This window comes from Candidatus Omnitrophota bacterium (assembly GCA_016209275.1).
Taxonomy (GTDB): Bacteria; Omnitrophota; Gorgyraeia; order Aquiviventales; family Aquiviventaceae; genus JACQWM01.
Genome location: JACQWM010000032.1, coordinates 1 through 19,769 on the forward strand (window position 1 = coordinate 1; position 19,769 = coordinate 19,769).

Annotated in this window: 20 protein-coding genes; all 20 read left to right on the forward strand. The window is 61.7% G+C overall.

The genetic code is table 11. The features are described 5' to 3' along the window. Positions 1 to 509, forward strand: a 509-nt coding sequence (locus HY737_04870; GenBank protein MBI4597719.1) for a hypothetical protein, incomplete at its 5' end; no start/stop codon positions are given. Between the two features lie 10 nt (positions 510 to 519). Further along, a complete protein-coding gene (locus tag HY737_04875; GenBank protein ID MBI4597720.1) occupies positions 520 to 1,857 on the forward strand; it encodes an O-antigen ligase family protein in 1,338 nt (445 codons plus the stop codon). Then, positions 1,832 to 3,079 carry a hypothetical protein gene (locus HY737_04880; protein ID MBI4597721.1) on the forward strand — a complete coding sequence of 416 codons (1,248 nt, stop codon included), beginning with the start codon at positions 1,832 to 1,834 and terminating at the stop codon, positions 3,077 to 3,079. The genes HY737_04875 and HY737_04880 overlap by 26 nt, the downstream gene beginning before the upstream one ends. Then, positions 3,076 to 4,293, forward strand: coding sequence for a hypothetical protein (locus HY737_04885; GenBank protein MBI4597722.1), 1,218 nt, complete (start codon positions 3,076 to 3,078; stop codon positions 4,291 to 4,293). Before HY737_04880 ends, HY737_04885 begins: the two co-directional genes overlap by 4 nt. Next, positions 4,272 to 5,057: a WecB/TagA/CpsF family glycosyltransferase gene (locus HY737_04890; protein MBI4597723.1), complete on the forward strand. Its 786-nt coding sequence runs from the start codon at positions 4,272 to 4,274 to the stop codon at positions 5,055 to 5,057. Before HY737_04885 ends, HY737_04890 begins: the two co-directional genes overlap by 22 nt. Next, on the forward strand, positions 5,042 to 6,205 hold the full coding sequence (wecB, locus tag HY737_04895) for a UDP-N-acetylglucosamine 2-epimerase (non-hydrolyzing) (GenBank protein ID MBI4597724.1): 1,164 nt from the start codon (positions 5,042 to 5,044) through the stop codon (positions 6,203 to 6,205). The genes HY737_04890 and wecB overlap by 16 nt, the downstream gene beginning before the upstream one ends. Positions 6,206 to 6,318: 113 nt before the next feature. Continuing rightward, the gene (locus HY737_04900) at positions 6,319 to 6,780 is read left to right on the forward strand and encodes an Hsp20/alpha crystallin family protein (GenBank protein MBI4597725.1); all 462 of its coding nucleotides are present in this window, start codon (positions 6,319 to 6,321) and stop codon (positions 6,778 to 6,780) included. 13 nt (positions 6,781 to 6,793) lie between these two features. After that, on the forward strand, positions 6,794 to 7,249 hold the full coding sequence (locus HY737_04905) for a CBS domain-containing protein (protein MBI4597726.1): 456 nt from the start codon (positions 6,794 to 6,796) through the stop codon (positions 7,247 to 7,249). 27 nt (positions 7,250 to 7,276) lie between these two features. After that, entirely contained in the window at positions 7,277 to 7,480 is a 204-nt protein-coding gene (locus tag HY737_04910; GenBank protein MBI4597727.1) for a DUF2934 domain-containing protein, read from the forward strand. Positions 7,481 to 7,667: 187 nt separating this feature from the next. Next, the gene (gene amrS / locus HY737_04915) at positions 7,668 to 8,786 is read left to right on the forward strand and encodes an AmmeMemoRadiSam system radical SAM enzyme (protein ID MBI4597728.1); all 1,119 of its coding nucleotides are present in this window, start codon (positions 7,668 to 7,670) and stop codon (positions 8,784 to 8,786) included. Then, on the forward strand, positions 8,783 to 11,254 hold the full coding sequence (locus HY737_04920) for an AAA family ATPase (protein MBI4597729.1): 2,472 nt from the start codon (positions 8,783 to 8,785) through the stop codon (positions 11,252 to 11,254). Before amrS ends, HY737_04920 begins: the two co-directional genes overlap by 4 nt. Positions 11,255 to 11,279: 25 nt before the next feature. Then, positions 11,280 to 11,750 (forward strand): CBS domain-containing protein, encoded by a 471-nt coding sequence (locus tag HY737_04925; GenBank protein MBI4597730.1) that lies wholly within the window; start codon positions 11,280 to 11,282, stop codon positions 11,748 to 11,750. Positions 11,751 to 11,761: 11 nt separating this feature from the next. Then, entirely contained in the window at positions 11,762 to 12,259 is a 498-nt protein-coding gene (locus HY737_04930; GenBank protein ID MBI4597731.1) for a CBS domain-containing protein, read from the forward strand. Positions 12,260 to 12,403: 144 nt separating this feature from the next. Continuing rightward, complete coding sequence (locus HY737_04935; protein ID MBI4597732.1) at positions 12,404 to 13,666, forward strand: hypothetical protein; 1,263 nt, start codon at positions 12,404 to 12,406, stop codon at positions 13,664 to 13,666. A 47-nt stretch (positions 13,667 to 13,713) separates the two neighbouring features. Beyond that, positions 13,714 to 15,147 (forward strand): glutamate synthase subunit beta, encoded by a 1,434-nt coding sequence (locus HY737_04940; protein MBI4597733.1) that lies wholly within the window; start codon positions 13,714 to 13,716, stop codon positions 15,145 to 15,147. Next, positions 15,144 to 15,506, forward strand: coding sequence for a PilZ domain-containing protein (locus HY737_04945; protein ID MBI4597734.1), 363 nt, complete (start codon positions 15,144 to 15,146; stop codon positions 15,504 to 15,506). Before HY737_04940 ends, HY737_04945 begins: the two co-directional genes overlap by 4 nt. Positions 15,507 to 15,522: 16 nt before the next feature. Then, positions 15,523 to 15,774, forward strand: a complete 252-nt coding sequence (locus HY737_04950) for a hypothetical protein (protein ID MBI4597735.1) — start codon at positions 15,523 to 15,525, stop codon at positions 15,772 to 15,774. Next, a complete protein-coding gene (locus tag HY737_04955) occupies positions 15,774 to 16,256 on the forward strand; it encodes a putative molybdenum carrier protein (GenBank protein ID MBI4597736.1) in 483 nt (160 codons plus the stop codon). The genes HY737_04950 and HY737_04955 overlap by 1 nt, the downstream gene beginning before the upstream one ends. Continuing rightward, a complete protein-coding gene (locus HY737_04960) occupies positions 16,253 to 16,750 on the forward strand; it encodes an isoprenylcysteine carboxyl methyltransferase (GenBank protein ID MBI4597737.1) in 498 nt (165 codons plus the stop codon). Before HY737_04955 ends, HY737_04960 begins: the two co-directional genes overlap by 4 nt. Before the next feature lie 17 nt (positions 16,751 to 16,767). Beyond that, the coding region (gene gltB, locus HY737_04965) for a glutamate synthase large subunit (GenBank protein ID MBI4597738.1) at positions 16,768 to 19,769 on the forward strand (3,002 nt) is incomplete at its 3' end.

Below are 19,769 nucleotides of genomic sequence, written 5' to 3' on the forward strand. Positions count from 1 at the left end.
ACAACGGGTTGGCTGTTGATCCGACAGCCCCTTCGCGAATCTTCTGGGGTGTGTGCGGCGCATCAGGCATTGGCGTCTATCGATCGAGCGATTACGGGGCGTCGTGGGAGCCATCGTTGGCCTCGGCGATGCCGTGCGTGTTTGACGTGGCCATCTCCGCGACTGGCGACGTCTATGCGGCGGGTGTCAAGGGAACGCCGGCCCTGTTCATCTCACGGGATCATGGGATGAGTTGGACCGAACTGAAACGATTTGCGTCGGGTCAAACCTGCGAGGCGATTGCGATTGACCCAAGCGATCCCTCGCACCTGGCGGTTGGCGTTGTGCAATGGGGAGAGGGCAGCGGTGGCCAAATTTGGCACTCCGCCGACGGCGGCAAGGCGTGGACCGATCTGACCGCGGGATTGCCGGAGAATTCCGGGCCCGCAGCCATGGCATTCGATCCGCGGCGGCAGCGGCTCTACGTCTTGTTATATGCCGGGTCGGTCTATTCCCGGTCGGTGCAATGAGAGAGACACCATGCGGCGGCTGATTCCAGAACTGTTGATGGGACTCCTCGCAGGAGTAGGTCTTGGCCAGCTGAGTGTCAGCGGCGCGCCATTCCGTTATACGGTGGGGGGGCTGTTGAGCATGCTGGTCCTCTACGCGTTCCTCAGGCACGCCGTGGGGTTTCTCTGCGCCCTGCTGCTGTTGCGGCCTGCCCTGGATCCGCTGCTGGTTTCTGTCCGCGTCTCTCTCGCCGGGGTTGATATCGGGCTTGGCGGATTGGTCGCCCTGGGGCTTACCCTGGCCACGGTGGTCTATGTCTTGGCGAGTCCGAACACCTTCAATCGTCTGCACGAGCATCCGATTGTTTGGATGTACGTCACCTTCTTGTTCGTGGCCGTGATCGCGTGGGCGCAGATGGATGATAAAGCCGAAGGCATGAAGGTCCTCGCTCGGCTGGGTTCGGTGTTCTCGATCTTGCTGCTGGTCATCGTGCATATCCAAGACGCGGGCCAAGCGCGGCAACTGCTGCGCGCCATGCTCTATTCCGCCATCATTCCGATTGGATGGGGGTTCTGGACGGTCGCGCGGCACGGCGGCCGGCTTGAAGGGACGTTCGAGCATCCCAACATCCTGGCGTTTTTCTTGCTGGTCGTGATCGGCTGCGTGTTATTCCAGGTGGATCGGCCGGCCGATGATCGTCGGGCATCCCGGTGGAGAGTCGTCGCGTTGCTCATGTTGCTCGGCGCCCTGTTGCTGACCAAGACTCGCAGCGGCTGGGCCGCGGCCTTGATGATGAGCGGCCTCTACGCGCTGCTGTTCAAACGCGCATGGCTTCTGCCGTTGATCGCCTTGACGATGCTCCTCGCCATCACTCCGCTGGTCAAACAGCACGTGCTTAACACGATGAGCCGGTATGGACACCGCATGGCGGTGAATGAGCAAAGCTCCTTAGGCTGGCGCTTGGAGACGTGGTCGGACCTCATGAAGCGGGGGGTTCAGCGTCCATTCTTCGGCTATGGCCTCAACGCGGACTACCGGATGGTCAGAGAGCATCTTGGCGCGCACAACGATTATCTGCGATGGTTCCTCGAAGCGGGCATTGTCGGGGTGGTCGCCTATTTCGCGCCGTACCTCTACCTCCTCATGCATGCGATTCGGCATCGGCAGATGTTTCCACCCGAGAGCCTACCGGCGAAACTCGCCGGATTGTTGATCTGTTTTATCCCAGCGTTTCTTTTGATGAGTCTCACAGAGAACTTGGCGAGTTATGTGGTGATTCACTGGTATCTGTGGGCCCTCATCGGAATGTACGTGGTGTCACACACGCCATCGGAGCCTGCGCATGCCCCCCATCCTGTTGCAGCCTGATCCCTACGCGCCGGGCGCGGAGATGACGGTGGCGTCTCCGCCGATGGCGCTCATCGGCGAAGACATCGTGTGTTTCGCCGGCGAAGACTGGTGGTACCACAACCCGCATTCGAATTTTCATTTAATGAAGGCCTTTGCCGCGCAGAACCGGGTCCTCTTCGTCAATTCGATTGGGGTGGCGGCTCCCAGCCCCAGGCAGGGCCGCGTGTTCTGGAAGAAACTTTTCAGAAAGCTCGGCAGTCTGACTCGGTATCTCCGCCGGAGTCCTGAAGGCATTCTCGTGCTGACCCCGATCGCGCTGCCCATGCTCGGGCGATGGCGGGCCCGCATCACATGGGTGAACACCGTCCTGCTGCTGATCCAATTGCGCGTGCTGCTCTGGGCACTTCGCATGCGACGGCCGATCCTCTGGGTCACGCTGCCGACGGTCAAAGATGTCGCCTTGGCCCTGAATCGGCGAGCCAAATGCCTGGTGTACTACTGCGTTGACAATATCTCCCAGTACGCGGGAGCCGATGCGTATGAAGTCTTTCTCCAAGAGACAGCGCTGCAGCGCGCGGCCGATCTCGCTTTCTTCGTCAATGAAGATTTGGTTGAAGAGCGGCGCAGTTACAACGCCAAGACGCTGTACCTCGGGCACGGTGTCGACTTCGAGCATTTCGCCGCCGCCCAACATCCTGTGACCCCTGAGCCGGAGGATCTGCGCGACATTCCCAGGCCGATCGTCGGCTACTTCGGGTTGGTGCGCGACTTAAATCTGTTTTTGATCCGCTATCTGGCCGAACGCAATCCTGAGATCTCCTTGGTGTTTCTCGGCGAGGTGGCGATGGATGTCTCGAGTCTGAACGCCTTGCCGAACGTCTATTTCCTCGGCCGCCGGCCCTATGAGACGCTGCCGCAGTATGGCAAGGCGTTTACCTGCTGCGGGCTCTACTATCAAACCGGCGACGGGTTCAATGACTATCGGAATCCGAAAAAACTGTTGGAGTATCTGGCGACGGGAAAACCCATTGTGTCCGTGGCCCTTCGGCACCTCGCCTTCTTGCAGGGACTGGTGGCTGTCGCGCACAGCCCGCGAGAATTCAACCAGCAATTGCAGCAAGCCCTCATTGATGCCCCCAACGCGGCGGCGCGCCTTGCCCGCATGGCGTATGCCCGGCAGCAGACCTGGGATCACATCGCCGCCCGGGCCGCGTCGCTCATCACCTCGGTGGCTCGATGATGGAGATGGTGGAGTCAAGTCTTGAACGGTTTGTGGGGTGGCTGAATCAGCATGGAGAGTTGAGCTACGATCCCTATGACGTCTGGGGAACCCCGTATGGATTATTCGCCCGAACGGTGTTTTATCATTCCAGATGGATCGGAGCCCCGTTCGTCGCTCCGTTGGTGGCCATGGAGTGGGCGGCGCCAGCAGCCAGACGTTGGCTGGTGGCGCCAACGCGATTTCCCAGCGTCGATGCCCATCTCGCCTTGGGCTATCTTCAGTGGCATACCGTGAACGGCAATCCAGAACTGCTTGATCGCGCGCGGCGGCTCGGCCGCTGTCTGCTGGATGCCAGTGGTGATGGGTATGCCGGCCGCTGTTGGGGCTACCCGTTTGATTGGCAGAATTGCCGCGGCTTCTGGCCGAAGGCCACACCCTACATCACCGTCGTGCCCGATTGTTACGAAGCCCTCATGAGGCTCGCCGATGTCACGCACGAACATGTCTATGAAGACGCTGCCGCCTCGGCCTTGCAGTTTGCCCTCCGCAATCTCCATCAAACCGTCACGTTCGACGGGGCGGCCGCCACCAGCTATTCTCCCTTGGATCGAAGCCGTGTCGTGAATGCCAGCGCGCTGCGCGCCTGGATGTTGATGGATGGCTGGCGGCGCTTCCGTGAGCGCGAGTATCGCGAGGCTGCGTGGCGCAATCTCCGTTTTGTGCTTGAAACGCAGCGGGCTGATGGCGCATGGCCCTATGCGGCGGATCGCGGATCGGACGCCTTCATCGATAATTTCCATACCTGCTTCGTGCTGAATTGCCTTGGGCGCATCAGTCTGTTCGTGGACGACCCACAGCTCGATGAGGCGATTGAGCGCGGATACGCGTTCTACCGTCAGGCGCTGCTTGACCGCTCAGGCCAGCCGCGGCCCTTCGCCACAGGGCGCACCCACATCGTTCGGCGCGAGCTCTATGACTACGCCGAGGGTATTCGACTGGGCCCGGCACTCTCCCACAAGATTCCAGAGGCGCTGGACGTCAGCGCTCGGCTCGCATACGTCGCCATCGCCGACTACCAACGCCCGCAAGGCTATTTTGTGACCCGGGTGTACCGCGGGGGGCGGCGCCACGACTTTCCATATCTGCGATGGCCGCAAGCGCAGATGTTTTCTGCGTTGGCGGCCCTGGCGGTGGCCTGTGAGGTGGAGCCATGTGCGGCATCGCCGGCGTGAGGCATCGCGTGGCGTTTTTTAGCGCCCAGCTCGATCCGCTGACCATGGAAGAGACGCTGACGCGCGTCGATGAGATCATCCGCAGTCGTCGCGTGACGCAACACGTCGTGGTCAACGTGGCCAAGCTGGTCATGATGCAGCGCGACCCCATCCTGCGCGAGATCGTCAATGCCTGCGGATTGATCAACGCTGATGGGCAAGGCATTGTCTGGGGCGCTCGGTGGCTTGGCCTGAAGATCCCGGAGCGCGTCGCCGGCATTGATCTCTTTGTGCAGCTGCTGCCGCGGGCGGCCCAGCGCGGCTATCGCGTCTATTTCTTGGGCGCGTCCCAGGATGTTGTGGCGGAGATCGTCGCGCGTTGCCGACGAGACTATCCCACGCTGCAGATCGCCGGATGGCGCAACGGCTATTTCAGCCCGGAGGAGGAACCGCGCGTCGTGCAAGCGATCAAGGCCTCCGGCGCAGACATGCTGTTTGTGGCCATGAGCAGCCCCAAGAAAGAGTTCTTCCTAAGGCGATACGCGGACCTCATGGCCGTGCCATTTCTGATGGGCGTGGGGGGCAGCTTCGATGTGATGGCCGGCAAGACGACGCGGGCCCCTCGGTGGATGCAGCGGTGCGGCTTGGAGTGGTTGCATCGGCTCTTGTGCGAACCTGGCCGCATGTGGAAGCGGTATGCGGTGACGAACACGGTCTTCCTTGGCATGGTGCTCTCAGCGATGCTGATGGGCAAACGCGGAGCGACACAATGGCGATCAACGTGATGGTGGTGGCTGGCGCGCGGCCGAATTTCATGAAGATCGCTCCGCTCATGCGCGCCCTCGCTCAGCACCCGGATCTCTTCGAGGTCTGCTTGGTGCACACCGGGCAGCATTATGATGTTGACATGTCCGAGGTCTTCTTCAGGGATCTGGAGATCCCAACGCCGGATATCAATCTCAATGTCGGATCAGACACCCAGGCCGCCCAGACGGCTCGGATCATGGTCGAGTTCGAGCGCGTAATACTCAGCGAGCAGCCGCAGCTGGTCATCGTCGTCGGCGATGTCAATTCCACGTTGGCCTGTTCGCTGGTCGCCTCCAAACTCGGCATCAAGGTCGCGCACATCGAAGCAGGCTTGCGCAGTTTTGACCGGCGCATGCCCGAGGAAATCAACCGCGTGGTGACCGATGCGCTCTCCGATTTTCTCTTTGTGAGCGAGCCCAGCGGCCTGCAGCATCTTCAGCACGCCGCCGATTGCCCAGGGGAGATCTTTCTCGTGGGCAATCTCATGATTGATACGCTGTTGTCTCACCTGCCACGCATCCATCAATCCGAAATCCTCAAAGCCCTTGGATTGACGCGCGATCGCTATGCCGTGGTCACCTTGCACCGTCCCTCCAACGTGGATACCCGCGAGGCGTTGGAGGAAATCCGCAGCCTCCTGGCAGATGTCGCGTATCATTGTCCGCTCATCTATCCGGTGCATCCCAGGGCGCGGGCCCAGATGCGTAGCTATGGATTGTTGGAGGCGTTTGAGCAGATGAGGGGGCTGACGATGATCGAGCCGCTCGGGTATATCGATTTTATCAAGCTCGTGGCCAACGCCCGGTTCGTGATGACAGATTCCGGAGGCCTTCAGGAAGAAACCACCGTGTTGAAGATTCCATGCCTGACGATGCGGGAGAACACCGAGCGCCCCATCACCATCACGCAGGGCACGAATGCGCTCATTGGGTGGGATCGCGCCAAACTTCTTGAGGCGGTGGAGACCATCCTGGCCGGGCAATGGAAAGCCGGCGGGATTCCGTCGTATTGGGATGGGCAGGCGGCCTTCCGCGTCGTCCAGATTCTCCGTGAACGGCTGCTCGCCTCGTCGCTGCCGCGCTATGAGGTGGGTCATGGAACGCTTCGAGAGGTAGAGTTATCCTAACGCTGGTATCAGAGGTCCGGCTTGGCTCGGAGGTGACGATGAGACCAAGGGCGCTTCCTCGTCGGTGATGCGGGGAAGCGTTGGTGTTTTTTGGAGTGAACAGGAGGTGCGCGATGGCTCTGATCAAGTGGGGAGAGGATGTGTGGGAACCGCTTCGGGATCTCACGGAGCTTGAGCGAGACATGACGAAGTGGTTCGGGCGGCGGCCATTTCCAGGACGGTGGCCGATGCCTGCGGATGGCGGGCAATGGTTTCCCGAAGTGGACATCACAGAAGAAAAGGATCGCCTGCTGGTGAGAGCGGATCTGCCAGGGATGAAACAAGAAGACATCAGCGTCGAGGTTTCGGAGGGTGCGCTGACCATTCGCGGAGAGCGGAAGGAAGAGGCAGCAACCAAGGAAGGCAAGATGTACCGGATGGAACGCAGCTACGGCAGTTTCCTCCGAAGTTTTACGCTGCCGGCTGGGGTCGATGCCTCGAAGGTGAACGCGTCCTACAAAAACGGGGTCTTGGAAATTACCCTGCCAAAGTTCGCCGAGGCGAAAACCAAGCAGATCAAAGTTGACGTGAAATAACACGGAGGAGACAATGCACATTCGTGAGCTGATGACCGCAGAGCCAGAGGCCTGCTTGGCGACCGAAAGCTGTGCGGTCGTCATCGGGATTATGCGGCGTCGCAACTGCGGTTTTGTGCCTGTCGTCGATAGTCACGCCACCAAGAAGATCGTCGGCGTGGTGACCGATCGGGACATCGCGCTTGCGTTGGGAGAAGCCAATAAGCTCTCCAGCGAGGTCCGCGTGGCGGAGTGCATGATGAAGCGCGTGAAGACGATCGCGCCTGACGCCACCCTTGAAGAGGCCGCAAAACTGATGGAGCAATTCGCGATTCACCGGCTGCCGGTGGTTGAACATGGCCGGCTGATCGGGGTGTTGTCGCTCAAAGACATCGCAGTGGCGGCCGACAAGCAGTGGGCGTATTCCGAATCGAGGACGGCCGAGCAAAAGCTCGGAGAGATCGTTGAAGCGATCGCCTCGGCGCGTTGAAGAGGCAAACACAAGAAGGGGGAAATGATGGCCAATAGCCGTGGGTGGCTGAAGCGGCAGCAGACCAAGGGTGATGGGACGATGAGCGTTGATGATGGTGAAGTGGCTCGCGTGGCCTATGAACTGTACGAGCAGCGAGGGAGGGAGGAAGGCCACGCGCTCGATGACTGGCTCAAAGCAGAAGGTCTTGTCAAGCAACGGAGACGCCACACGAATCCCATCATCGTATAACAATGAGCGGGCGCGGAGCGGTCGCTATTCATGAGTGCCTGCTCGAGGACGCAGGGTGACGCGGCCCGGCTGGCCCTCTTCTCCCTCCACCGAGGCAGCGATTGGCAGGCAGCGTTGAATCGTCCATACGTTGGTCAGCAGATGTGTGATCAACGAACCATGAGCTGCGATAGGTCAGGAGTCCGCAATGACCGTCGATGTGCGACCCGAAAATATTCCGAAGCCGTTCAGGGGACGGCGAGAGGATGAGGAGCGTGTGTTTGCCAGCGTGGTGCCGACGAGATACTGGCACCGCCACGAGAATGGATTAATTCAATGCGATTTGTGCCCCCGCTTTTGCCGTTTGCGCGAAGGCCAGCGCGGCATGTGCGTTGTGCGAGCCTGCCGCAAGGGCCAAATCGTGCTCACCTCCTACGGATGCTCCAGCGGCTTCTGCATCGATCCGATTGAGAAGAAGCCGCTCAACCATTTTCTCCCCGGCACTACCGTTTTGTCGTTTGGCACCATTGGGTGCAACCTCGCCTGCAAGTTCTGCCAGAACTGGAGGATCAGCAAATCACGCGAACTCGACACGCTGACGAATCATTTTTCTCCAGAGACTATCGCGCAATCCGCCGTCCACCTCGGCTGCCGCAGCGTGGCGTTTACCTACAATGATCCGGTGATCTTCCATGAATACGCGATTGACGTGGCCCGTGCGTGTCATGCGCAAGGTCTCAGGACGGTTGCGGTCACCGCCGGCTACGTCTGTCCAGCGCCCCGCGAGGAATTTTATCGCCACGTGGACGCCGCCAATGTCGATCTGAAGTCATTCTCCGATCGGTTTTATCAGACGATCTGCGGAGGCCATCTGCAGCCCGTCCTCGATACCCTGAAGTATGTGAAGCATCACACGAACGTGTGGCTGGAGATTGCCACGCTGCTCATTCCAGGGCTGAATGATTCCAGGCAGGAGATCGACGAGCTCAGCTACTGGATCGTCCGCGAATTAGGGCCTGAGGTGCCGCTGCACTTCACGGCGTTTCATCCAGATTGGATGATGCGCGACTATCCGCCGACACCGCCGCAGACCTTGGTCGCCGCGCGTCGGATCGCTATGGACAATGGACTCTGGTTTGTGTACACCGGCAACATCCCTGGCGTCATCGGGCAGAACACGTCCTGCCACCGCTGCGGCCACCTCCTCATCACACGAGATGGCTATGCCATTCAGGAGCGGCACCTGACAGACAACGGTGCCTGTGAGCGGTGCGGAACGCTCTGCCCCGGCGTCTTCAGCGATGGACGTGAAGGAGCTCTCCCATGATCGCGTGGCTTTCGGCAGAGGTGTTGCGGCCTCCACGGGATCCTTCCATGTTCACCTTCGGAACAACCGAAGAGCTTGGCACGCTCGACGGGATTGTGGGGCAGCAGCGCGCCGTCTCTGCCTTGCATTTCGGGCTGGGCATCCCCAACGATGGCTTCAACATCTATGTCGCGGGTCCGCCTGGCATCGGCAAGATGACGGCGGTCCGGTCTTTTCTTAAAGCAAGAGCGCGCCAGCAACTCAGGCCGCCGGACTGGTGCTATGTGAACAACTTCGGTGATCCCTACCAGCCGGTGGCCATCAAACTTCCAGCAGGCCGAGGACACGTGCTCCAGCGGGATATGAAGGATCTCATGGAGCACATCAGCACGCAAATCCCGAAAATCTTTGAGAGCGAAGATTACACCGGCCGACGGGAGGAAATCACCAAAGCATTGGACCGGCAGCGCGCCGAACTCCTTGATGGGCTCACCAAGCGGGCGGAGAAATTGGGGTTTGAGCTCCATGAGACTCCGGTGGGTATTATCACGATTCCTCTGCGCAATGGCCGACGGATGAAGGAAGAAGAACTCGAGGCGTTGCCCGAGGCGGCCCAGGAGGAGTTGGAACGCAAACGCAAGATGGTTAATGCAGATCTGAAAGTCATGATGAAGCAGGTCCGCCAGCTGGAGCGCGAGGCGAAGGAGAAGCTCCAGGCGATCGATCAGAAGCTTGCGCTGTGTGTTGTTGGGGGACTGATCGACGACCTGATCGAGCAATACCCCGAACTGCCAGACGTCATGGCCTATCTGAAGGCGGCACAAGAGGACATTTTGAAAAATCTCGACGTGTTCAAGCCGGGGACTGTGGCCGAAGAAGTCGCATCAGTAAAGGGCCTCAGGGCGATTGCCCCCTGGTTACAGGAACGTCCGTTGAAGAAGTACGACGTGAACGTCCTCGTGGACCATGGGGACGTCAAGGGCGCGCCCGTCGAGGTAGAATTGAACCCCACCTTCAATAATTTGTTTGGCCGCGTGGAGAAAGAGAGCCAGTTGGGAGCATTGTACACCGATTTCACCATGATCAAAGCTGGCGCGTTGCACCGCGCCAACGGCGGCTATCTGGTATTGCAAGTGGAAGATGTGCTGCGCAATCTGTTCAGTTGGGAGGGGTTGAAGCTCGCTCTGCGCAGCCGCCAGATCGAGATCGAGGAGCTCGCGGAACGTTTGGGGATTTTGGTGAGCAAAAGCCTGCGCCCTCAGCCGATTCCGTTAACTGTCAAAGTGGTGCTCGTGGGGCCGCTGCTCCTCTACCACCTGCTGCACGCGCATGATGAGAAGTTCTCTGAATTGTTTAAAGTGAAGGCGGATTTTGACACCGCGGTCCCTCGGAATCCGACGAGCGTGCGAGAATTTCTCACGTTTTTCGCGACGTTCTGTCGGAAGCAACCATGCAAGCCGCTGGATGCGAGCGCGGCTGCCATGCTGCTGGAGCACGCCTCGCGCCTCTGCGAGGATCAGCAGAAACTCTCAACGCATTTCGGCGCGTTGACGGATGTGCTGCATGAGGCGGCCTTCTGGGCGGAGCAGGAGAAGGCGCTGGTGATCAGCGAGCGCCATGTGCGCAAGGCGCTTGACGAAAAAGTGTACCGCTCGAATTTGATTCAAGAAAAGATCCGAGAGTGGATCGCCCGAGGCGCGTTGTTGATCGATACTGAGGGAGCCGCCATCGGCCAAGTCAATGGCGTGTCCATCATCGACGTGGGAGATTATTTGTTTGGACGTCCCCACCGGATTACCGCGAGCGTCTGGCCGGGCAGCGAAGGGGTGGTGGATATTGAGCGGGAAGTCAAACTCAGCGGGCCGATTCACAGCAAAGGCGTCATGATCCTCAGCGGTTTTCTCGGGCAAACCTATCTGCGGCAACAGCCGCTCAGCATCGCGGCACGGCTGGTGTTCGAGCAGAGCTACGAAGGGGTGGAGGGTGACAGCGCCTCCTGCGCAGAACTCTACGCGCTGCTCTCATCGCTTGCCCAGATGCCGATCAAGCAGGGCATCGCGGTCACCGGTTCCGTCAATCAGCACGGTCAGGTGCAAGCCGTCGGCGGAGTCAATCAAAAGATCGAGGGATTTTTTGATGTCTGCCGCGCCAAGGGATTAACCGGTGAGCAAGGTGTGGTGATTCCGCAGGGCAACGTGCAGCACTTAGTCCTGCGCGAGGACGTCATCGAGGCGGTTGCGTGCGGCAAGTTTCATCTCTGGGCGATTACGACGATCGATGAGGGCCTAGAAGTGCTCACTGGGCAGGTTGCCGGCGTTCGCGGTTTGGATGGGCGGTTTCCAGATGGCACGATGAATGCCCGAATTGAAAGCTGCTTGAAAGAATATTCAGAATCATTGCGGGCCTATCACGGCGACGGACGAGAGCGCGCTCGCGGATTGCGCTCCAGCGATGTTGCATGCACGGTAAGAGGTCCGGGCGAACGATGAGGCGCACTATAAGGAGAGATATCTCATGCAAGTTCGCGAGCTGATGACTGCCAACCCTGAAGCCTGTTGCCCGTTCGATACGTGCGATCTCGTCGGGGAGATTATGCGGCGGAGGCGTTGCGGTTTTGTCCCAGTCGTTGACAGCCAGACGACCAAGCAGGTGGTGGGTGTGGTGACGGATCGGGACATCGCCCTCTTTCTGACCAAGACGCCCACGCTGGCCAACCAGGTGCGCGTGGAAGCTTGCATGAGCCGCGATCCGAAGGTGATCGCGCCGGATGCGGATCTGCGAGAGGCAGCCCAAGCGATGGAGCAATGTGCGGTGCACCGGCTTCCTGTGGTCGACGGCGGCCGTCTCGTCGGTGTGCTGTCGCTGAACGATATCGCGCTCGCCGCTCGAAAAGAGTGGTCGCGGACGGGGGTGCACCTCGCGGAACAGCAAATGAAAGACGTGCTCGAAGCCATCGCTGCCGCCCAGGCTGCACAGAAGGGCTGAGGGAATCAGCGATGATTGGGCGACACAAGGCCAAACGCCTCATCGCCAAAGATGTGATGCATAAACCCGTGATGACCGTCACTCCCACGATGATCATCGAGGAAGTGTTGCGACTCTTCGTGGAGCGTCAGATCACGGGAGCGCCCGTCGTGGATGATAACGACAATGTGATCGGCGTGATCTCGCAGACCGATCTCATCCGCTACCAGCGACGCGCACCGTCGGCGAGCGCCCAGTCCCCCAGCTATTACCACGAATCCGACGGGGAGGTGCTGGTGAGCCACATGGAACTAGAAACGCCGGAGGGGGTCATCGTGCGGGATGTCATGACGCCCGCGGCGTTCATGATAGAAGATGCCACCCCGATTGATGACGTGGCGCGCTGCATGCTTCAGCAGCGCATCCATCGCATTCTCGTGACCCGCCGCGGCAAGCTCGTTGGCATCATCACCTCGATGGATCTGCTACACGCCTTGCTTTCCGTTACCAAATCCTCAGAAGTCCACTAAATCTCAGCGAAAGGGCCATTGTTAACTTCTTTACACACGCAAAGAAAATTTTTTTTGACTCTTGTTTTTTCACATGCCCATCAGGTAAACCTGACATGCACACCAGAATGACTCACGGACGCAACCAGGATCACGCCTCGCGTTATGGACGGAAGGAAGCGCTTTCTTCAGGTGGTCTTCGATCTCGGAATCCTGATGCTGCTCCTGCCCCCATCCACCGCCTGCGCCGAAGAAGCCGAAGCGTCGTTGTTTCCCGCCTCGCCGCTGAGCGCGCAACTCGCCGCCTACGTCACGAACGTTCAAGACCCGTCGACCGGCCTGCCGGAGAGTTTCACGCAGACCCGCGACCATCGTCTTGAGCGCGTCGCCTTCACCTATGATGTGGCCACCTCAGCGCTCATCCTCGCCCACGCCGGAAAGATGAAGCAGGCCAAGCAAGCCCTCTCGACGTTTGTGCGCATGCCGCTGCCGAGCGCGCGCGAGTTCCACTTTAACACCGCGTATCTGATCGATCAGCGGCGGCCTGCGCTGGAAGCCCGGTCTCATGCCGGTCCGATCCTGTGGATCGCCATCGCGCTGATGCGCTATGGGGAAGCCAGCGGCGACCGCGCCGCCGTCAAGAAAGGGATCGCCTTGTTGGACTGGGCGCATACGAGCTTGCGGCACATCGACGGCGGCATCGTGATGAGCCATCAGGACAACGCGTGGAATTATCTGATGTCCGTCGAGCATAATTGGGTCTACTACGCCGCCTTGCGCATGGCGACCCGCCGGCTGCCTGAGGGCCCGCAACGACAGCGGCTCGCTCAGGACCAACGCGCGGTGCGGCGGTGGCTAGGGGCGCATCTGACCGAGCGCGGGCTCTCAGATCCTGAGCAAGCGCTGGATGTGTACACGCATGCGCTGCTCGTCGGACCCGAGTCGCATCTTGACGATGGCGCGTTTGCCACGGCCGAGGCCTTGGCGTCGTGGGCGCGCGGCCATATCACAGCGCTTGAGCGTCAGTTCCAGGTGCCGGGCAGCGCGCTCTATGATTACACCGACGCCAAAGGCGCTCGCGATGCCGGGCGTCCCCGCACCGGATGGCTGGAGGGGACCGAGCAGGTCAGCGTGGCATATCAGACATGGGCGCCGTGGTTTGAGCGGCATGGCGATGCCGCGCTTGCTCGGGCGCTGCGGATGAAAGCCGCACTCGCCCATGCCGAGGTGCTGCGCTATGCCGCGCGGCAGAGCGTCGGCGGAATGGCGGTGCCGAATACCAACGCGGCGATGGCCATCCACACCTTCAGCGATGGCTGGTACGCGCGCCCCCGCAGCGAGCCGGCCCTCAACGGGACGACCTGGACGTACTTCAGCGAAGTCAGCTATAATCCTCTTACGGCAGACCTGCCCCGCCGCGCACGGTAGGCGAGCGCACGGCAGGCGGCCTCTTCTGCAAACCTTGGAGGGATGTGATGGCTGAAGGTTCCCCTGCGTTTATCACGGTGGCGCGCCGCCCGGCCGCCTATCGGCCGGTGGAGGAGCGCGTCCGGGATTTCCAGGATGTCAGCGAGCAGCGCCCCGAGCCGCAGTCGCGCGAGCAGGCCTCGCGCTGCATCAATTGCTTCCTGCCGTTCTGCCATTGGAGCTGCCCGCTCGGCAACGACATTCCCGATTGGAACCAGCATCTCGCCCAGGGCAACTGGGCCGAGGCCTACCGCGTGCTGCAAGCCACCGATAATTTTCCGGAGTTCACCGCCCGCGTGTGCCCGGCCACCTGCGAATCATCCTGCGTCTTGAACATCAACGACAGCCCGGTGACGATCCGTGAAGATGAGCTGGCGATTATCGAGCACGCATTTGCCGCCGGCTTGGTGCAGCCGCATCCGCCGCGCCGTCGCACGGGCAAGTCTGTGGCCGTGATCGGCTCAGGGCCAGCGGGCTTGGCGTGCGCCGATCAGCTCAACAAGGCCGGCCATGAGGTGACCGTCTTTGAGCGCGACGACAAGCTCGGCGGCATCCTCCGCTACGGCATCCCGGATTTCAAATTGGAAAAATGGGTTATCGACCGCCGGCTGAAGATTCTTGAAGCCGAGGGCATCCATTTTTCGGCTCGCGTGAACGTGGGCGTGGACTACCGGTGGGAAGCCTGCCTGAGCGCGTTTAATGCGGTCTGTTTGACCGGGGGTGCCCGCGCCCCCCGCGATCTGCCCATCGAGGGGCGCGGCTTGTCGGGCATTCATGTTGCCATGGAGTATCTGACGCAATCCAACCGGCGCGTCGCCGGCGAGGCCATTCCGCCGAGCCAGCGCATCGATGCCAAGGGGAAGACGGTCGCGGTGATCGGGGGCGGGGATACCGGGGCCGATTGCGTGGGGACTGCCCATCGCCAGGGGGCGAAGCGCGTCGTGCAGCTTGAGCTGCTGCCGAAGCCGCCGGAGCGGCGCCGGCCGACGGATGTGTGGCCGGATTATCCGTCGATTCTCCGAACGTCTTCCAGCCATGCCGAGGGCGGGGAGCGGCTGTGGTCCATCCAGACGAAAAAATTTCTCGGCGCGCAGGGACGGGTGCGCGCGCTCTCCTGCCTCCAGGTGGAATGGTCGCAGCCGCAGCCATCCGGCAAGCCGCTGATGCGCGAGCTGCCTGGCACCGAATGCGACATCGACGCCGACCTCGTCCTCTTGGCGATGGGATTCGTCTCGCCGGAGCATCTAGGGCTGCTGGATGAGGCGAAGGTGCGGTATGACGCGCGCGGCAATGTCGCCACCGACGCAGCGTACGGCACGTCCATCCCGCGCGTCTTCGCCGCCGGCGATCTGCGCCGCGGGCAATCCCTCGTGGTCTGGGCGATCGCCGAGGGCCGCCACGCCGCCCGCAGCATCGATCGCTTCCTGCGGGGCTCCGCATGACTGATGACGCGAAGGGGGCGGAGCGGCGCCGGTTCGTCCGGTTCACGACATGGCTGGACATGCGCTATGCCGTGGCGGATGCCGCAGAGGTCTCGAGCGCGTTGACCCGCAATATCAGCGGCGGCGGGATGGGATTTTTCACCAAGTTGCGCCTGACCCCCGGCACCGTCTTGAAGCTCGAAGTCAAATTTCCCCAGCGGGCGGAGCCGGTGCGCTGCACCGCCGAGGTGGTCTGGAGCGGCCCGCTCCTCTTATTCGGCCAGGATGACGCGCCGCACGCGTATGAAACCGGCGTGCGCATTCTGGAGATCGCGCCGCAGGATCAGGAGTTCTTGATCCAGCATCGGCCGCGCCCGTAAGCCGCGGGCTCATGGCATGATCCAAACCATCGGGCTGATCGCCGCCGTCATCCTGCCGTTGTGGAATATTCCGCTGATGGCGCGGATCATCCGGCGCAAATCATCGCAGGATATCAGCCTGGCCTGGGCCGTCGGCGTGGAAGCGTGCCTGCTGCTGATGTTTCCCTCAGCGCTCGTCTCCGTCGATCCCGTGTATAAGGCGTTCTCGGTCGTGAACCTCGCCCTGTTCAGCGTGCTCGTGGGTTGCATCATCCGGTATCACCGCTGATGATCAAGCGGATGATCTCCGGCGGGCAGACCGGGGTGGATCGAGCCGCACTCGATGCAGCCCTTGAGCTGCGCATTCCCTGCGGCGGCTGGTGCCCGAAGGGGCGGCGCGCCGAAGACGGCAAGATCCCGCTGCGCTATCCGCTGAACGACACCCCATCCGAGGAGTACTATCAGCGGACGCGCTGGAATGTGCGGGATGCGCGCGGCACGCTGGTGCTGACGCGCGGAGCGCTCAGCGGAGGAACCGCGCAGACGGTGGACATCGCCCGCGAGCTGGGACGGCCTTGCCTGGTGCTGGATCTGACGGAAGAGCCGCATCCTGAGGTGGTGGCGCAATGGGCCGCCACGCACCGCATCACCACGCTGAATGTGGCTGGGCCGCGCGAAAGCCGCTGTCCGGGGATTCAGCTGCAGGCGAAGCGGTTTTTGCGTGCCGCACTGCTCGCGTTTGCCACGCAACAGGCCCTCCGAGGACGATGAAGACGGCGCTGTGGCTTGCGATCGTGGCGATATTTTTCGTGGCGCTGCCCTGGTCGCTGCGGCAGCCGGAAGGCTCCTTTGAGTTTCATGGGCACGCGCTCCAATGGCTCGGCCTGTGGCTCATGCTCAACGGGCTGGGACTGGCGGCGTGGTGCGTGACCCTCTTTCGCGTCATTGGGAAGGGCACGCCCCTGCCGTTTGCGCCTCCCCAGCGGTTTGTGGTGGCCGGCCCGTACCGGGTCGTGCGCAACCCGATGGCGCTCGGCGTGCTCCTTTTGCTGGGCGGGCAGGCGGCACTCTACGAATCAACCGCGGTCTTCCTCTATAGCGCGCAGGTGGCGGCGGCCCTCATCCTCTATGTGAGGCTGGTCGAGGAACCCAAGCTGGTCAAGCGCTTCGGAACTCCGTACGAAGCGTACCGCCGGCACGTGCCTGGCTGGGTCCCCAGACTGCCCAAGCCGTTTTCTGCTGCGCGCCCTCCAAAATCACGATAAAATATTCTGCTATGCCGATGTTCCGAACGCCACAGCCCATTGGGTTGTTTGACCCGTCGATGGAGCGCGACTCCTGCGGGGTGGGCTTTGTCGCCTCCATTGATGGGATCGCCAGCCACCAGATCGTCCGATGGGGGGTGCAGTGCGTGTGCAACGTGACCCACCGCGGCGCGCTCTCCGCTGACGCCAAGACCGGCGATGGGGCCGGGGTGACCACCCAGATCCCGCAGCCGCTGTTTGCGAAGGCGCTGAAGCAGTTGCAGGCGAGCCCGGTGGCCCCCGGCGACCTCGCGGTGGGAGTGCTGTTCCTTTCGCAAGACGCCAAGGCGGCGGCTGCGGCGCGACACATTGTTGAGGCGGAGATCGCGCGCGGCCAAGTTACGCTGATCGGCTGGCGCGAGGTGCCGGTGGATCCTTCCGTCTTGGGTGACAAAGCGCTCAAGACGCTGCCAGAGATTGCGCATGTGCTGATGCAGCGCCCCAAGGCTGTGGGCGCTGGCCTTGAGTTTGAGCGGCGGCTGTTCCTCATCCGCCGGCGCATCGAGAAGGCGTGGGAGCAGCAACACGTTGCGAATAGCTACATCCCATCGTTTTCTTCGCGCACCATCGTCTACAAAGGGCTGCTCGTCGCGCCCCAGCTCGAGTTGTTTTACCCCGACTTGGCCGATCCGGACTACGTCTCGGCGATCACCCTGTTTCATCAGCGCTACTCGACGAACACTTTCCCCAATTGGTTCTTAGCGCAGCCCTTTCGCTACCTCGGGCATAACGGCGAGATCAACACCCTGCAAGGCAATCGGAACTGGATGGCCGCGCGCGAGCCGGAGCTGATCAGCGCGCTCTGGGGCAAGGAGCTGAAGGAGCTGCTGCCGATTGTGCAGCCGGGCGGCTCGGATTCCATGAGCCTGGACAACGCGCTGGAGCTGCTGACGATGTCCGGCCGGGACTTGCTGCACGCGATGATGATGCTTATCCCCGATGCGTGGCAGGGCATGCGCGAGTTTGACCTGGATCCGCTGGTGCGCGCCTTCTACCAGTACCACGCGATGCTGACGGAGCCGTGGGATGGGCCCGCCGCCCTCGCCTTTACCGACGGCGAGGTGGTTGGAGCCACCCTGGACCGCAACGGCCTGCGGCCGGCGCGCTACTGGGTGACGAACGACCGCGTGGTCATCATGGGCTCCGAGGTGGGCATCGTGGAGGTGGAGCCCTCGAAGATTATCGAGAAGGGCCGGCTCGGGCCAGGGCATGTGATCGCCGTCGATACCCGGCGCAAGGCGCTGCTGAAAAACGAGGAGGTCAAGCGGGAGTACGCCAACGCCAAGCCGTATCAGGCCTGGGTGCAGCAATCGCTCCTGCCGATGGCGTCGATCCTCAACGGCAATATCGCGGATGAGGTGATTACGGAACCAGAGTCGCTGCGGCGGCACCAGCGCGCCTTCGGCTACACCGACGAAGAATTGCAGATGGTGATTGAGCCGATGGCCAAGACCGGCAAAGAGGCGGTCTGGTCGATGGGCGATGACGCGCCGCTGTCGGTGCTCTCGGCGCGGCCGAAGTGGCTGTGCACGTATTTCAAGCAGCTCTTCGCTCAGGTGACGAACCCGCCGATTGATCCGATCCGCGAAGAGCTGGTGATGTCGCTTAATACCCTGATGGGGGCGCGGCCGAATCTGCTGGAGGAGGGCCCGGCGGCGAAGCGGCTGCTGCTGGGCACGAGTGTGCTGCTGCTGCCGCAGGAATTTTCCGCCATCCGCTCGCTGCGCTATCCAGATGTGAAAGCGACGACCCTGCCGATCTTTTTCTCCGTGGCCGATGGGCCGGCGGGATTGCGCCGGGCGGTCGCGACGCTGCGCGAGGCCGCGGTCAAGGCGGTGGATGCCGGGGCGACGATCGTGATCTTGAGCGACCGCGGCGTGGATCGGCAGCAAGCGCCGATGCCAGCACTGCTGGCGACGGCGGCCGTGCACCATCACCTGATCCGCACCGGCCGGCGGATGAAAGCCTCCATCGTCGTGGAAAGCGGCGAGACGCACGACGTGCATCAAGTGGCGTGTCTGATCGGCTATGGCGCGGCCGCGGTGTATCCGTATCTGTGCTACCAGACGATCACATCGCTGCAGATGGCCCAGCGGCTGGGGCCGGAGACGTTCGAGCAGATCCTCGTGCACTTCAAGAAAGGGATCGAGCAAGGCGTGCTCAAGATCATGTCCAAAATGGGCATCTCGACGGTGGGCAGCTACCGCGGCGCGCAGATCTTCGAGGCGCTGGGCATTTCCCAGGAGCTGATCGAAGAGTGTTTTCCCGGCACCGTCTCGCGCATCGGCGGGATCACGTATGAGCATCTGGCCGAGGAGGCCTTGGCGTGGCACCGCGAGGCGTACGAGGCGGAGGAGCCGCTGCACCTGGAATCCGGCGGCTTCTACAAGTACCGGCGCGACGGGGAATACCATGCGTTTAACCCGGAGATGGTGCGCCACTTGCAGCAGTCGATTCGGCTGAGCGACTACGACTCGTACCAGAAGTTCGCGGCCGCGGTGAACACGCGTCCGCCGATGGTGCTGCGCGATTTGCTGGAGGTCAAGCCGCTGGGTCCGGCGGTGCCGATTGAGGAGGTGGAGCCGGTTGAGGCCATCATGCGGCGCTTTAACACGGCGAGCATTTCGTACGGGGCGCTGTCGCTGGAGGCGCATGAAACGCTGGCGATGGCGATGAACCGCATCGGCGGGAAATCCGGCTCCGGCGAGGGCGGGGAAGATCCAGCGCGGTATCATTCGACCGACCCGACGAGAAATAAGAATTCCGCGATTAAGCAGGTGGCCTCGGGCCGCTTCGGCGTGACTCCGGAATATTTGATGTCGGCGCGCGAGCTGGAGATCAAGATGGCGCAGGGCAGCAAGCCGGGCGAGGGCGGCCAGCTTCCCGGGCATAAAGTGGCACCAGATATCGCCCGCGTGCGGCATACGATTCCGGGCATTTCGTTGATCTCGCCGCCGCCGCACCATGACATCTACTCCAT